This window comes from Microcystis sp. M169S2 (assembly GCF_020245865.1).
GTDB classification, from domain to species: Bacteria; Cyanobacteriota; Cyanobacteriia; order Cyanobacteriales; family Microcystaceae; genus Microcystis; species Microcystis ichthyoblabe_A.
In genome coordinates this window covers 1-15,232 of sequence record NZ_JADBUB010000025.1, presented here as the reverse complement: position 1 = coordinate 15,232, position 15,232 = coordinate 1, and the positions used below count along the sequence as shown (strand labels likewise).

Below are 15,232 nucleotides of genomic sequence, written 5' to 3'. Positions count from 1 at the left end.
TACGGCGTTGTCAAATCGAAAGATGATCCGAATCAGCTGGGAACTGAAATTACTTTGATAGCAAGGATTGCACTGCATCTTTCCTATTCTGATCTGACAACGCCAAACTCCATTTACTCTGCGTAGGCAAATAACTTTTCTTTTTCTCTAAAGTTCACAGGGGGAGTAAAATGAAAGATTTCTTTGATGTCTTTATATCCTATGGACGGGCTGATAGTAAAGCTTTTGCTATTAAGCTTAATCAAAGGTTGACTGCACAAGGCTTAAACGTCTGGTTCGACGAAGAAGATATTCCCTTGGCTGTGGACTATCAAGAACAGATTAATGATGGCATCGAGAGGACACATAACTTTATTTTTATTATCGCCCCTCATTCGGTTAATTCGCAATATTGCCTGAAAGAAATTAATCTAGCGATTAAGTACAACAAGCGGATTATTCCTCTGCTTCATGTTGAACAAATTAGCCAAGAAACTTGGCGGCAAAGAAATCTGGATGAAACTGAAGCTGACTGGCAAGGATATCAAGCCGAGGGAAGGCATTCTAGTTTTCCGAATATGCACCCAGCGATCAGCAAAATTAACTGGATCTATTTCCGAGAAGAAATTGATGATTTTGAAAGCTCTTTTACTGGTTTGATCGGCGCGATTGATCAGCAGCAACACTATGTCGAGAAGCACAGTATTTTTTTAGTTAAAGCCTTAAATTGGTTAAGGAATCAGAAGCAAACTAATTATCTGTTAGTTGGCGAAGAGAGACAGGCAGCAGAAAAGTGGTTAAAACATAGATTTACTGAGGAACAGCCGCCTTGCTTGCCCACGGACTTACACTGCGAATTTATTAGCGAAAGTAGTAAAAATGCTAATAATTTGATGACACAGGTTTTCCTGTCATCGTCAGAAAAAGATAATCCCATCAAGGAGAAAATTCGCAAGACTCTGATGCGCGAAGGCTTTACCGTCTGGACTAATCAGACAGATATTAAAACGGGAACTGCCTTTCAGGAGCAAATTAATAAAGGTATTGAAGGGGCGGATAACTTTGTTTATTTAATATCTCCAGAAGCCCTAAAATCACATTACTGTTATCTAGAAATTGCTCACGCTTTTGCTACCAACAAACGCATTATTCCTCTGCTGATTGAAAAGACCGATATTGAGTTAATCCCCTCCCAGTTACAGAAATTACAATTTATTGACTTAACTGAATATCAAGATCAGGACAAATATCGCAGTAATATCGATAAATTATTGAAGGAATTAAACAGTGATGTTGCTTATTATGAAAGTCATAAAGTGCTGTTAGTCAAAGCCTTGAAATGGCAGCAGCAAACCCACAACCCTAGTGTCCTATTGCGGGGTTATAATCTTCAACATTTTGAAGCTTGGCTGAAGGTAGCTAAACAGCGAAAAGAATCCCCTCCCCTACCGCTACAGGAAGAATTTATTATCGCTAGTCTCAATCAACATAAACCATCTTCTTTAGAAGTTTTTATCTCTTATTCTCGTGCCGATTCAGATTTAGCAAGAAGATTAAATGAGGCTCTGACTTCACTCGGTAAGCTCACTTGGTTCGATCAAGAAAATATCGCTTCGGGAGAAGACTTTCGGCGAGAAATTTATCAAGGCATTGAAATTTCCGACAACTTTGTATTTATCATTTCTCCCAAATCAATCAATTCACCTTATTGTTCTGATGAGGTGGAATATGCCAAAAAATTAAATAAGCGAATTATCACGATCTTACACCAAAAAGTTGCAGCCAAAGATTTGCCCGCTGCCTTAGCTAGTGTTCAGTGGCTTGATTTTAGTCAGCATGGCGGCGACTTCCTGACCAATTTTACTCAGTTAGTTAGAACCATACATACAGACAGAGATCACGTTCATAATCATAGCAAATGGTTACAGAGAGCAAAAGCATGGGAAAATAGCCAAAAAAGTGCTGACTTACTACTCCGAGGCAGTGAATTTGTCCTCGCTCAAACTTGGTTAAAGAAAATTGAGGAACAAAATAAACAACCACCAGCAACCGAGTTACATAAGGAATTTATTCAAGCTAGTCAGACAGCCATTGAAGCGGCGGAAACAGCAGAAAAAGAACGACAACAACATTTACTCAAGCTTCAGCAAGAACGAACCCAAGAGGTAGAAAAACGCCTAGAACAAGAGAAAAAAAATGCCAGACGGCAAAAGCAGTGGTTAGTCGTCGTCAGTTTATTCGGGGCGGTGGCGACTTGCTTGGGTTTTTTTGCCGCCTCAGAGTATCGCCAAGCAGCCATTAGCGAGATTGTCGCCGTCAATCGAACCAGTCAAGCTTCCTTTGCCTTAAACAAACAATTGGAAGCGTTGACAGCAGCTATGAAGGCCCAGCGGCTAGGAACAGATCTAGAGCAAAGACCTTTCGTTAATCTACCGCCCAAGCTGAAAAATAATCTGAAAGAGATGCTCAAGATAGCTCTCTATGGCATCAAACAAACCAATATCTTCTCAGGACATGATGGTAGTGTTTTCGGAGTCAAATTTAGTCCCGATGGTGCAATCATTGCCTCCGCCAGTGCAGATAACAGGATCAAACTCTGGAAAAGAAACGGGAGTTTATTAGCGACTCTTGGTGAAAAGCGTGGTGGACACAAAGGGGCAGTAAATGCAGTGGCTTTCAGCCCCGACGGGCAACTGCTCGCCTCCGCCAGTGTGGATAACACGATTAAACTCTGGCAGCGCGATGGAACCTTAGAGAAAACTATTCAAGGGGATAAACATGGCGTAAATTCAGTGGTTTTCAGCCCTGACGGTCAGTGGATTGCTTCAGGTGGTAACGATACAACCGTTAAACTCTGGAAACGAGACGGGACTCTATTGAGGACATTGGCAGGACATCAGGATACAGTTAAAGCAGTCGCTTTCAGCCCTGACGGTCAGTGGATTGTTTCAGGTAGTAACGATAAAACCATCAAGCTCTGGAAACGAGACGGGACTCTATTGAGGACATTGGCAGGACATCAGGATATAGTTAGGGCAGTGGCTTTCAGCCCTGACGGTCAGTGGATTGCTTCAGGAAGTTATGACAACACGCTCAAACTCTGGAAGCTAGACGGTACCTCGCCGACTATCACTTTTAGCGGCCATGAAGCCTCTGTTTACGGGCTGACTTTTACCCCAGATGGTCAGCAAATCGTTTCAGGAAGTTATGACAGAACAGTCAGACTCTGGAAACTTGACGGCACTTTATTGATGACTCTCCGGGGACATAGCGATGCAGTTAATACGGTTGATGTCCGTAACTACGGTAAAAATCTCGAAATTGCCTCGGGGAGTGACGACAACGAGGTGAGACTCTGGAGACCTTACAGTAAATTAGTGACCACCCTTTTTGGCCATAGTGATGTGGTGTCGGCTGTCGATTTGAGTGGTGATCTAATTGTCTCAGGAAGTGGGGATAAAACGCTTAAACTCTGGAAGCCAGACGGGACATTATTGAGTACACTGGCAGGACATAAAGATTCAGTTAGCACTGTCAAGATTAGTCCTAATGGTCAATTTATTGTTTCAGGAAGTCCAGACGGAAAGGTAAAAATCTGGGGGCTAGATGGTGAATTACTCAATACCCTGAAAGGAGGCACTGGTGATGTTAACGACCTAGCAATTAGTCCCAACGGTAAGTTAATTGTCTCAGGAAGTCATCACAAAACACTCAAAATCTGGGGGCTAGATGGTAAGTTGCTCAATACCCTCAGAGGACACATTGATGCTGTCGAGACAGTGGCGATTAGCCCAGATGGTAAGTTTATTGCTTCTGGAAGTGCCGATAATAGGATCAAAATCTGGCGGCTAGATGACCATGGCACTGTGCTAAGTATTCTGACTCTCAAAGAACATCAAAGTCCCGTTTTAGCGATTGATTTCAGCCCAGACGGTCGAATGCTCGTTTCTGGAAGTGGCGACAATACTATCAAACTCTGGAAGACTGATGAAAAGGGACAATGGCTTCCTTCCTCTGTTAAAACCATCGAAGGGCATTCTAATTCAGTGTTGGACGTTAAATTTAGCCCCGACGGACAACAAATTGCTGCGGCTAGTGCTGATGATACCATTAGAATTTGGCAACTTGACGGTACTTTAGTGAATATGCTGCCGGGGTTTGGGGCTGATGTTAACGCCATTCATTTTAGCCGAGATGGTGAAACTCTTATCTCCGGGAGCAGCAACAAAACAATAATTATTTGGGATTTGGCTCGCCATGTAACACCTAAAGATATCCAAAGATACGCTTGCAAGTGGTTAAAGGATTATTTACAGCATAACTCTGAGGTGACAGAGAGCGATCGCCGTCTTTGTGATCGGATTCTCGACAAAGATTATTGAAATAAAATAAGGTTAAGTCAAAATGCAAACTCAAACCAATCCTTGGCAAAAACGAATCTTTAGACTGTCCCTGACTCTCTGCGTTATCAGTTTCTTGTCGGCCACCTTCACCATTTATGCTTACTGGCGGGAGAAAAATCAAACCAGGGAAACAGCGAAAAATAATGCTCGACAAGAAGCTATCCGCGCCGCTAAAGAAATCGATAACCAGCTTCGTAAACTCCAGGATAGTGCCAATTCTATCGCCCACGATATCAGTCAGGGTAAACTTAAAGATCAACAGTTGCTTGAGCGATTAAAAAGCACGATAGAACAAAATCCCAATTGGTTCGGATTAGGTGTAGCTTATGCTCCCTATACTTACAAACCCCAGATGCGTCTGTATGCTCCCTACTACATCAGAAAACAGGGTAAACTGCAATTACTGCAACTGGAATCTTTTTACGATTATACTCAACCCAGAAAGGGTGATTGGTATATCCAGTCCTTAGCCTCCGGTTCAGTTTGGTTAGAACCTCATTTTGGAGCGGCAACTAACACTTTACTCGCAGCATTTAGCACTCCTTTTTATCGCCTTAATCCAAAAACCAAAAAAAATATTCCTTCTGGGGTAGTCTTCGCCAACTATTCTCTAGATGGGTTAAAAAACTTAATGAACTCCCTCAAACTAGGTAAGACTGGCTACGGATTTATCCTATCTAAAAAAGGAACTTTTATCTATAGTCATAGAGAAGATTGGGTTAAAGAGCAAAAAACCATCTTTCAAATAATTTCTCAAGCGTATAAACCAGAAAAATTGCGAGTTCCAGCCCAAAAAGCTCTCAAAGGCTCTAAGATTGAAATGGATTTTAACGATCCCTTAACGGGACAATCTAGCTGGATATTTTTTGAACCTATTCCTACTACGGGTTGGACATTAAGTGCTGTCTTCATTCAAGATGAAATTTTATTAAACACCAAGAGCTTACATCACAAACTGCTGCTGATTAACTTACAAATAATTAGCTTTTTCTTTTTTCTATTTATCCTAATCTTTCGCGCTTACAAAGGCAGTGTTCGCAGTCTTTGGTCTGTCTCGTCTTCCACTTCTGTTGTCTTGCTGGCGGGAATCGGATTTATCTGGTATCTGCAAATCTCTGAACATAAAATCGAACAGAAAAACAATATAGTGCTTCTGAAAAAAGCGGGTTTAAATAAATTTTTGCAATCTCGTAAATCCGAAAATCCTCAAGACTCCCCTCTTTATATTCCCACAGGAGTTTTTGTGCAGTCTCTAGAATTTCAAGATGCTAATGATGTGTTTGTCACGGGCTATATTTGGCAAAAATATGATAAGAACATCCCTCAAACCGTCAGTCGGGGTTTTATCCTTCCCGAAGCAGTTGATCCCAATGTAACCGAGATTCATCGTCATCAAGACCAAAATTTTGAAGTGATTGTCTGGTATTTTGAAGCTAAACTCCGGGAAAATTTTGATTATTCTAAATATCCCTTTGATGTTAAGGATGTCTGGATTCGCATCTGGCCCAAAGACTTCTACAAAAATATCATCCTCACCCCAGATTTTGATGCCTACGATTTGATGATTCCTACTTCTCTACCCGGTTTAGAAGAAGATTTTGTTTTGCCAGGTTGGAATCTAGAGAGTAGTTTTTTCCAGTACAAACTCAATAACTATAATACCAATTTTGGCATTAATAGCTATATCGGCCAGGACAATTTTCCCGAACTCTATTTTACGGTTATTCTCCAACGAAATTTTATCAATATACTGATCAGCAATATGATGATAATTATTGTTGTATTATTATTGCTTTTTTGTATTCAAATACTGATCATCAAACATAAAGAGAGCGGTGAAAATCAAGATTTTACCGCTTTAGAGATCGTTTCCGCTTGTGGGGCTTTTCTTTTTATTATCATTATCGATCAGATTAATCTCAGACAAAAAATTGTCACAGCAGGTATTATTTATTTAGATTATTTCTATTTCATACTATATATAATGATCATTTTAGTGGCAATTAATGCCATCCTTTTTGCTTCTAACATCAAACTTGATTGGATTCATTATAAAAACAACTTAATCCCAAAGCTACTTTATTGGCCAACTAATCTGGCACTGTTACTGTTGGTAACTATGTTAGTTTTTTAGGCTCTTACCTTTTTACATACTAGGTTGAGAAGAACCCTTTTTTAACAAAAAATGGCTAGGGATTCAATCTCACTAAAATAAGTTATGATCAATCTTGCTTGAGTCAGAAAGATTAATATGCCCAGTCAAGAAATTATTGACCAGAAAAATTCTGCCGCCAACGCCGAACAAGTTTCTGAGTCCAACCTAGAGCTAGTTCCCCAACCGAAACAAGAGCATGATACCGCTGCCAGCCCCCAGGGGTTGCCCCATGCCTTCGTCGTCATGCCCTTTGGTAAGAAAAAAGGGCCAGACGACCGCTGGATAGATTTTAATAGCATCTATCAAGACTTAATTAAACCAGCCTTAATCGAAGCTGGATTTGAGCCGTTTCGAGCCGATGAAGAAAGCGTCAGCGGCGATATCCTCACCGATATGTTTCAGGAACTATTGCTGGCGGATCTGGTAATTGCTGACCTCAGCATTGATAATGCCAACGTTTTTTATGAGTTAGGAGTGCGCCACGCCCTACGCAAGCGGGGACTAATTCATATCCAGTCGGGCCGAGGTTATCTGCCCTTCGATATTTTTAACGTCCGCACTCTCCCCTACCATTGTGACGAGAATGGCCGACCCGATCGCCAATACCTGGAAAGAGACAAACAGGCGATCGCTAAAATGGCTCGCGCTACCTGGGAATCAGACCCTCATCGCATTCACAGCCCCATTTTCAATTTACTCGACGGCTTGGAAGAACCCGATCGCCGGTCCCTGCAAACCCCCCTAGCCATTGGCTACTGGGATGAGTACAACAATTGGCGGAAACGGGTAGTGATCGCCCAACGCCAAGATCGCATTGGTGACGTGTTGCTGTTGATCGAAGAAGTGAGCAACCCCCTAATAAAATGCGAGGCGATCGCTGAAGCGGGGAAAGCCTTAAGAAATCTAGGAAATTATCAACTTGCGCTGCAGCAATATCGCAACGGACTGACACTGCAGCCGAAAAACGCCGAATTCCGGCGCGAGGAAGCCTTTCACCTGAGCCGACTGAAGCGATATGATGAGGCAGTGGTGCAATTGGAGTCATTGCTGCGGGATGAACCGGCCAATATAGATGCCATTTCCTACTTAGCTCGCATTTACAAGGAAATGTGGAAGGAGCGATGGGTCGGCATCTGCAATGAAGCGGAGCGCCTCCAAACAGCTGACGAATCGGCCCACTTACTACAAAAAGCGATTGAGACTTACCTGCAAGCCTACCGCCTCGATCAGAATCATTACTATTCTGGCATCAACGCCCTGACTCTATCTGCCGTCTTCAAGTATTTAGCCAGGCATGGTAGGGACGGCGATCCAGAAGAGAAAGCGATCAAAGAGCAATTGCCGGCGCTGTCTGGAGCGGTTAAATTTAGTCTGGAAAGTGCCGCTATCAAGGATAACAACGATGTTTGGGTCTTCCTCTCCCTCGGCGATCTGGCCATCTGTACCGCCAGCAACCCGCAACAGGCGGCCAGAGCCTATAAAAGGGCGCTGAACCGGCTCTGGAACAATCAATTTGCGCTAATCTCCACCCTAGAACAATTGAAACTTTTAGAATCTCTGAATTTCCGCCTTGAATACGTCAAGTCGGGCCTCGATGTTCTCGAGGCAGAATTGCAGAGAATAGAACATCAAGAAGCCGCGATCGCAGCCCAGACAGTGAAGAAACCTCCGCAAGTTTTTCTCTTCTCCGGCCACATGATTGACAAGCTAGACCGGCCGCGGCCTCGGTTTCCCTCGGCCATGGCAACCGAGGCGCAACAAAAAATTAAGGAAGTACTCGATAAGCTGCAAGCTGATGCCAAGGATCTGGCGATCGTGGCGGGACTCGCTTGTGGGGGCGATATCCTGTTTCTAGAAGCCTGTTTAGAGCGCCAGATGAAAGTCGAGGTCTATCTGCCCTTTGAATCGGCTCAATTTATTGAAGAGTCGGTCAGCTTTGCCGGCGATGATTGGGTAGAGCGTTTCTATAGGATTAAGAATCATCCCCAGGTCGCGCTCAACCTACAACCGGAACGAATCGGATCGGTCCCGCAAGGAAGCAATTCCTTTGAGCGCAACAATCGTTGGGCGCTCTATTCCAGTTTGATCTACGGAATCGATCGGGTGCGGTTGATTGTCCTCTGGGATGGCAAAGGCGGTGATGGACGTGGCGGGACTGGTGATATGGTCAAGCAAGTACGTCAATTGGGGGGGATCGTCGAGCATCTAGATACAACTAAGTTTGATTATTGGAAAGCTCAAGGAGCGGGAATCGGAAATCGGGAAACTTGAGAAACCAGAGCCGAAATTTTTTTCTACTAACTGATTAAAAGTACAAATATTATGCCAAAAAAGTCCAAACTTTATCGTGAGCAGTTCAAGCAAGAAATCTGTGCTTTGATCGAGCAGATTGACTTGCCAGATTTACAGAAGCAGTTCATGAAAGCCCGCTGGCTCGATCAATTACTGTGGCTAGAAGGCCGGGCCCAGACAACTCGCAACCAATACTATTTTCTCCGACTGCTCACAATTATTGGGGGGGTGATCGTTCCAGCCTTGGTCAGTCTTAATATCAACGCCAATGATGTTAAAGTAGTAGTCAGTTGGCTCGCCTTTGGCTTAAGTCAGGTGGTTGCTATCAGTGCTGCCGTTGAAGAGTTCTTTCATTATGGCGAACGCTATCGCCACTATCGCAACACGGCCGAGGCGATGAAAATTGAGGGCTGGCAATTTCTCCAGTTGAGTGGTTCTTATCGCCATGCCCAAAGTTACGCCGAAGTCTATCCTGATTTTGCTCAACGGGTAGAAAACATTATCCAGCGCGATGTGGAAGGGTATTTCAGCAAGGTTGTACAGGAGAAAGAAAAGCCAAAACAGCAAGCAGAAATCGCTAAAACACCACCTCAGTAACAAGACAAGGAAGATTTAACGATGGGAGTGTCAATTAGGTCGATTTCTCCACCAGAAAACTTTTTAGTCCTGAGATAATATTAGGCAGAGGTCTGATACCAAATCCTGTTTAAAAAGTATAGGATAGTGGGGAGCGGGGAGCAGGGAGAAACAATCCATAACTTGAGAGTTAATCAGATTGTTAAAAACAGATTTGGTATCACACTAAATCCGTTGAGTATAGGCTAACGTCAGTTCGGGATAAGGGTGGAAAGAAAAGGCGGGGGCTAGTAAGCTGAAAAATATATAGGGTTTGCTGAAAAAGCTTTTCCTAGGGGCAGGGTGTGGGGTGTGGGGTTTTACCGATTTTGAGGCAGTCAGTTACCTAATTTTCAGGGAAAAAGTACCTGAATTTTACCCCCGATCACTCCAATGGTTGGCACTTTTTGAGGAGAAAAAAGTCTAAAAGCCTTATCCAACAATGTTTTTAGATTTATTCAGCAAGCCCTAATTGGTGCTGCATGAAAACACAAAGAAATAGAAAATTTAAGAGCGATTCACTTACTGTCAGTAAGTCCTATTTCCTGTAACCTCCTCTTCAACCCAGACCGGTTACTGTACTGTTCGTAAATCTGGTTCAGGCGCTCTTGGAAAACGGGCAACCCGTTTTGATATTCGGCTAAATCTCTTAATTTGACCAACAATTTAACAGCCTCATCGTAGGATTTAGACTGGGCTTTCTGAATTAGGGACTCGACTTGCTGCCAAACTTGCGCCTCCCGTTTAGCTAAAGTTTGTAGTTCCTCAATTCGCTTGGCTTCCGCTTCTTGTTGTCGCCGTTTTTCTGCCTTTTTTCCTTCCTCAGCAGCAGCCTCAAAAAGTTCTTGAACCGTGCGTCGAGGCTGGTTAGAGGGGGGAGAAGTAGGGATTAATTGAGACAGCTTTTGTTTGAATTTAGCAGATAAATTAGGTTCTCCTTTAGCCAATCTTAATAGGAAATCTTGGCGTTCAGAAGCGGATAATTGAGTAATAGCTTGTTGCCAAGTTTGCTCGGAGATAGTTGTTAGTTTACCACTGGATGCACAAGCAACATTTAATAAGTGTTCGTCCAATTCAAAGATTTCCGTAAAAGCCTTTTGAGATGCAGAAAGTTGCCCCAGTCCGGGGGGTAGAGGAGGTTCTAGTTGCGTCTTATCGATGTCTATATATCCCTCCGATAAGTCAATAGCTTTCAGCCAGGCTAAATATAATCCTCGATAGTCTTGCTGGAGAATTTCTTGGCGTAATCCTATCAATTCCGATAGAATCCCTTCTCCTTCTATCCAGTCATTAAAACCTTCTTCTTGACTAAATTCCCAATCTAAAATTGCCCAATCTCCCGCAAAAGATAAGCTGATATAATTATCGATACAGTAAAGTTCAATTGCTTCTCGGTTGATCAGGGATGTGGGAAAACGAAACATTAATTGCTGTGTTCCCCAGTTGGCGATGTAGTACATGATATCGAAATACCGAGCCAGCACCTGTTTGGGATCGCCTCGAAAATTGCCGTAACTATAGGTGAAACTGGCACTCGTTGCCGTCGGTTTGACGCGGCTCGATAGCTCGCAGATGGCAGCCCTTTCCTCTTGGGTGAGGTGGCGATCGATAGCTTGGAATTCGTAATATTGGTATTCGCTCATGGCGTGCAACCTATCTCAAGGTTTATGATCGATATACTGATAATTGTACGGGGATAGTTAGGGTTTAAAGATAAATTCGACAGGACGGGCGCTCTCAGATGTATTAGGAATAGCAAGAATATGCACATCTCCCGATCTTTACGGATAAGGAAAAAGTTCGGGTGATTACTCGGTAATTTCCCCGCATTGGTCTTTTCAAGAAATCTAATCTATTCCTTTGGATAGTGGCACGGTCAAAATCGATAAGATTACAATTTCTTTTGTTAAGCACTTTAGCGATCGCTGGATATTTCTGCGATTCATTGTCGGCTATTCACTATCAGCTAATTATTAAATTTTATGAAAACAGCCCAATTCGTTGAGATTATCGGGTAGAATGCCAAATTAAAGATATAGCGTTTCCCAATCTCATGAGGTACATCAAAATCTTAACTACTGAATCCCGAATCCTGACTCCTGAATCCCGAATCCTGACTCCTCAAAACCTAAGACTCTGTGCCTCACAACTATGGGAATTGCTATAGATAGTGGGTTAAAACAACTTTAAAACATGATGCTATCACGTTAGATTTAATAGATTTTTATGAAAAAGCGGCTTTATCTGTCAATTCTTTTAGGACTGCTCATCTTATTATTTGTCCTACAATTTCAGTCCGCCACTTATTCTAACAATAATCGCTGTCCCGATAATCTAAAGCCTGTTAAATTGGGTAATCGACCTGTATTTTGTGTCTTAGATCGGAAACGTGCGGAGATTATCAGTAGAAGATTAGAAAGAATTGCTGAGGATAATTCCATCTACAATTCGTTTAATACTAATTACTTAGTCTCTACCACCCAAGACGGACAAAAATCTCGACTAGATATAGAGATTCCCTATCTTTTGATTACCCTTAAGAAAGATGAACGCATAGCGGTTGCCAAAGATGATAATAGCTATGACTGGGAAAAGCCCACTTATTTGATGGATGATAATCAAAAAACTGGCGAGCAAACAATATTAAATGATAATAAATTTGATGAGACTCTGAAATTAGCTATGGTCGAGTTTCAGGGGCAAAATAAAAATCCATTCAGCGATTTGCTTAATAATTTTGATTTATATTTAGCTTCAAGTTTCCCATTGTATTTTTTTCTACATTTACTAGGCTATGGACTTTCTCTTCTAATTTATATATTCTGGATTCAGTCGAAAGATTGGCTGATAAATAATCGAGGATGCTGGACTATTCTTCTTAGCATAAGCTTAATTATATCAGCCTTACTGCTTTCTCGGGTTTTTTCCAATAATTTAGCCGCTTACGCCACTTTTATCATACCAATTATTCTCGGCACTTTAGGAGGTTTCTACGGCTCATTAGAATCTCTCAGAACTTCAAAACTAGACAAGGCTCTAGATTATATCAGGCATTGGGACTCCTCAGATTTACAAACCCATAGAAAAAATCTTGAATCTTTTATCGACAACATAAACAATACTCAAATGCCTGAACCAAAAGATAACTTCCTGGATATAGGTAATACTTTAATAAGTTGCAGCCGAGATCATCAGAAGGAGGTTTTGGAAAAAATTCGTAATTTTGATGATGATAAAAAATTTTCTTTAGTAGTTATCTGCAATTTTTGGGAAAATTTATATCTATTATTAGATAATAATTTGATCGCCACACAGATAATTAAAAATGCGTTCAAAGATTTATATCTTACAAGATTTTATACTATCTGCTATATAGGCTTGAGATTTTATGAACAATCAATAGCATGGGACAATTCAAACCCGCTCAATCTTAATAAAGTTTCTCAAAAACAATCAAAAATGAGCAAAAATTTAAGAGCATTAAAAGATTTACTGAAATAGTTATCCCTCGGTCAGCCGCTAAAAGTGAACATTCAAAAATGAAGCTATAGGCTAATTGTTTGGATAAACTCACTCTAGAAATATTCGAGGGTAAATAACTTGAAAATACCGGATAAAACCACCATAGCGAGTCGCAAGATCCTTTAATTTTTCGGGATTTACCCGATTCTCTGATTTTTCCTGATCGTCGCCATTAACGATCTATTTTTCGGAATCGGGAGGATCATACCATTTTTCTTTATTCGTGGCAAGTATATTACACTTTTCTTCTTTTCTGGCAGAGGAGTTGGGGGTGAGGGCAATTAACCATCTCTGCCATTACTTTTGAAAAATGGTATAACGATTTTTCTACCTACCGAAGTAAAGATTTACTCCTTCCTTCAACCGCTTTTACCCGGAAAGCGGGATCGCTGGCCCGGTTAGGTTTTCTTTTCATCGTTACCTGCGCCACTTTAACGCCTAAACCGACAAAAGCGACGATAACGATCGCGCCTGTCGCGTCCGGTTCGGGAACGCTGGCGAGGGTTGTCGAGGCGAGACTGGCGATCGCTTGATGGGTTACGGTCGTGGGATGGAAACCGTCCCAGAAAAGATACTCGGAGGGTTTCGCGCAGATTTGGCCGGTAGTGGTATTTAAACAAGCGTCCGTGACATTGGTTAAACCGTAGCGAGACGGATCGTTGTAGGTGTTCTCGAAGAGAGAGTAGATATCCAGCGGGATCAGAGTGGCCGCAGTCGAGGGAGCGTTTTGGAGGGTTTCAAGCGCCGTGGCTAATTTCTGATTATGCTTTAGGGCTAGATCCGTCATCCCCGGTATTCCCGCCTGACTGGGTAATTTCCCGAGATCTGGTAGATTCGGAACGATCACCGTTTTCGCCCCGACCCCAGGGGAGATCAGGGTTTGAACCGCCGCGATAATGTTACCGACTACGGCATCGGGGTTGTTACTGAAACCGAAAAGATAGTCGTTAGCCCCGGCCCAGACGACGAAGAGATCGCGAGCGTCGAAAGTTGATAGGAACGGGTTCGAGACGAACGAGTCGATCTCGTCGAGTAATCCGGGAAAATCCCCCGTGAACAAGAGTTCGGCCACGTTCTGGCGACTGCTGGTGGCCCCGCCGTAGGCAAGATTCAGCACCGCGCTATCTGGCAGTCCGAAATCCTGCTGTAAATACTCGATCCAGAGCGGACCGTTAGAAAAGCGCCCGTTCGCGTAGGGGGGACTAGGTGGGTAAGGGTAAGGGGAAAGATTGCCCGTTAGTTTATATAAATTTCCCGGATCCGATAGGCTATCGCCGAATACCTGAAAACTATCGAAGGTTGCCCCTAGGGTCTTGAAAGGAGAAAGGAGAGTGAAGAAGGTAATTCCCGCCGTGGCGATTAGTGATTTTGTTAATAAATATTTCATCGAAAAACTGGGTCTGAAACCCGCCCTTTAGCGATAACGGAGGGCGGCTTTATACAAGTTAGTGAGAAACAATTAAACCGTTAGAACGACGGATTAACTGAATCTTGCTAACAGTTATCTGTCCCAATCGTTTCCAACTGGTATCGCTTATAGATAACTGTTTTTCGGTATCTCCACTAATATAACCAATTCCTTTGGGAGAAGAAACTAAATCTCCTTTACGGAACCCATGTCTTGTGGTAGAGCCACCATATTTACGTAGTTTACCACCCTTAGAAAAAACCATCAGGTGAAGTTGACGACGACTAATAGGAGGACGTTTGATGACAGCAAAGGGAGCGTTCGTTACTTTGACAGAACCCTTCCAATCATATCTATGTCCATTAGAAGCGTGAAATGGCAAATAATCTAAAAACTGAAAACAGGCAAGATCAATTCCATCGTTAGCATGACTTTCTGGTGATTGTTCTGCTTTATTTTTGGACTTTTCTAGTCGCAAATATTTTCTGAGATTAGAGGTTTGCCAACCAAAGCGAGTATGGACTGTTTCCAATTGAGACTGACAGGGGGACAAGCAAGCTGAAAAGCTTATGTAGCATAAAATACAGACACAGACTCCAAAAAAAGATAAGTCATATTTACCATATATGACCTAAATAACGAAAATGATAAGTGAATTATACCAGAAAGTGTTAGAAAATGAACTGGGGCGAGCCAGATATCTACTGTTGTTAATGGTAGTTGGAACCTGGCAAATACTAAAGCAAGCTAAGTTAGAGATATTAGCTGAAGCCTTACCAATACCAATCCTGTTTGAGAGTCGGAGAAAAAAACTAAAAAGATTTTTAAAGCTGGAAATTCTGAATATTGAAAAAATCT

General features: G+C 42.4%; 8 protein-coding genes and 1 pseudogene. 6 read left to right on the top strand and 3 right to left on the bottom strand.

Annotated features, from left to right (window positions below):
• Positions 1-170 precede the first annotated feature (170 nt).
• From IM485_RS02290 to IM485_RS02275, 4 genes are all read left to right on the top strand, one after another.
• Positions 171-4,361: a TIR domain-containing protein gene (locus IM485_RS02290; RefSeq protein ID WP_287740982.1), complete on the top strand. Its 4,191-nt coding sequence runs from the start codon at positions 171-173 to the stop codon at positions 4,359-4,361.
• A gap of 22 nt (positions 4,362-4,383) precedes the next feature.
• On the top strand, positions 4,384-6,516 hold the full coding sequence (locus IM485_RS02285; protein ID WP_287740980.1) for a cache domain-containing protein: 2,133 nt from the start codon (positions 4,384-4,386) through the stop codon (positions 6,514-6,516).
• A 117-nt stretch (positions 6,517-6,633) separates the two neighbouring features.
• Positions 6,634-8,808: a tetratricopeptide repeat-containing protein gene (locus IM485_RS02280; protein WP_104397842.1), complete on the top strand. Its 2,175-nt coding sequence runs from the start codon at positions 6,634-6,636 to the stop codon at positions 8,806-8,808.
• A 51-nt stretch (positions 8,809-8,859) separates the two neighbouring features.
• Positions 8,860-9,426: a DUF4231 domain-containing protein gene (locus IM485_RS02275; RefSeq protein WP_104397843.1), complete on the top strand. Its 567-nt coding sequence runs from the start codon at positions 8,860-8,862 to the stop codon at positions 9,424-9,426.
• A gap of 536 nt (positions 9,427-9,962) precedes the next feature.
• Here IM485_RS02275 and IM485_RS02270 read toward each other — a convergent pair.
• A complete protein-coding gene (locus IM485_RS02270; protein WP_104397844.1) occupies positions 9,963-11,087 on the bottom strand; it encodes a hypothetical protein in 1,125 nt (374 codons plus the stop codon).
• Positions 11,088-11,670: 583 nt separating this feature from the next.
• Here IM485_RS02270 and IM485_RS02265 point away from each other — a divergent pair.
• A complete protein-coding gene (locus tag IM485_RS02265) occupies positions 11,671-12,945 on the top strand; it encodes a DUF4760 domain-containing protein (RefSeq protein WP_104397845.1) in 1,275 nt (424 codons plus the stop codon).
• Between the two features lie 352 nt (positions 12,946-13,297).
• Here the strand turns inward: IM485_RS02265 and IM485_RS02260 are convergent, their stop codons facing one another.
• The gene (locus IM485_RS02260; RefSeq protein WP_287740973.1) at positions 13,298-14,353 is read right to left on the bottom strand and encodes an SGNH/GDSL hydrolase family protein; all 1,056 of its coding nucleotides are present in this window, start codon (positions 14,351-14,353) and stop codon (positions 13,298-13,300) included.
• A gap of 58 nt (positions 14,354-14,411) precedes the next feature.
• Entirely contained in the window at positions 14,412-14,906 is a 495-nt protein-coding gene (locus tag IM485_RS02255) for a hypothetical protein (RefSeq protein WP_238142079.1), read from the bottom strand.
• Between the two features lie 136 nt (positions 14,907-15,042).
• On the opposite strand from IM485_RS02255, the pseudogene IM485_RS02250 reads away from it, so the two are divergent.
• A pseudogene (locus tag IM485_RS02250) lies at positions 15,043-15,232 on the top strand (IS4 family transposase); the annotation flags it as partial.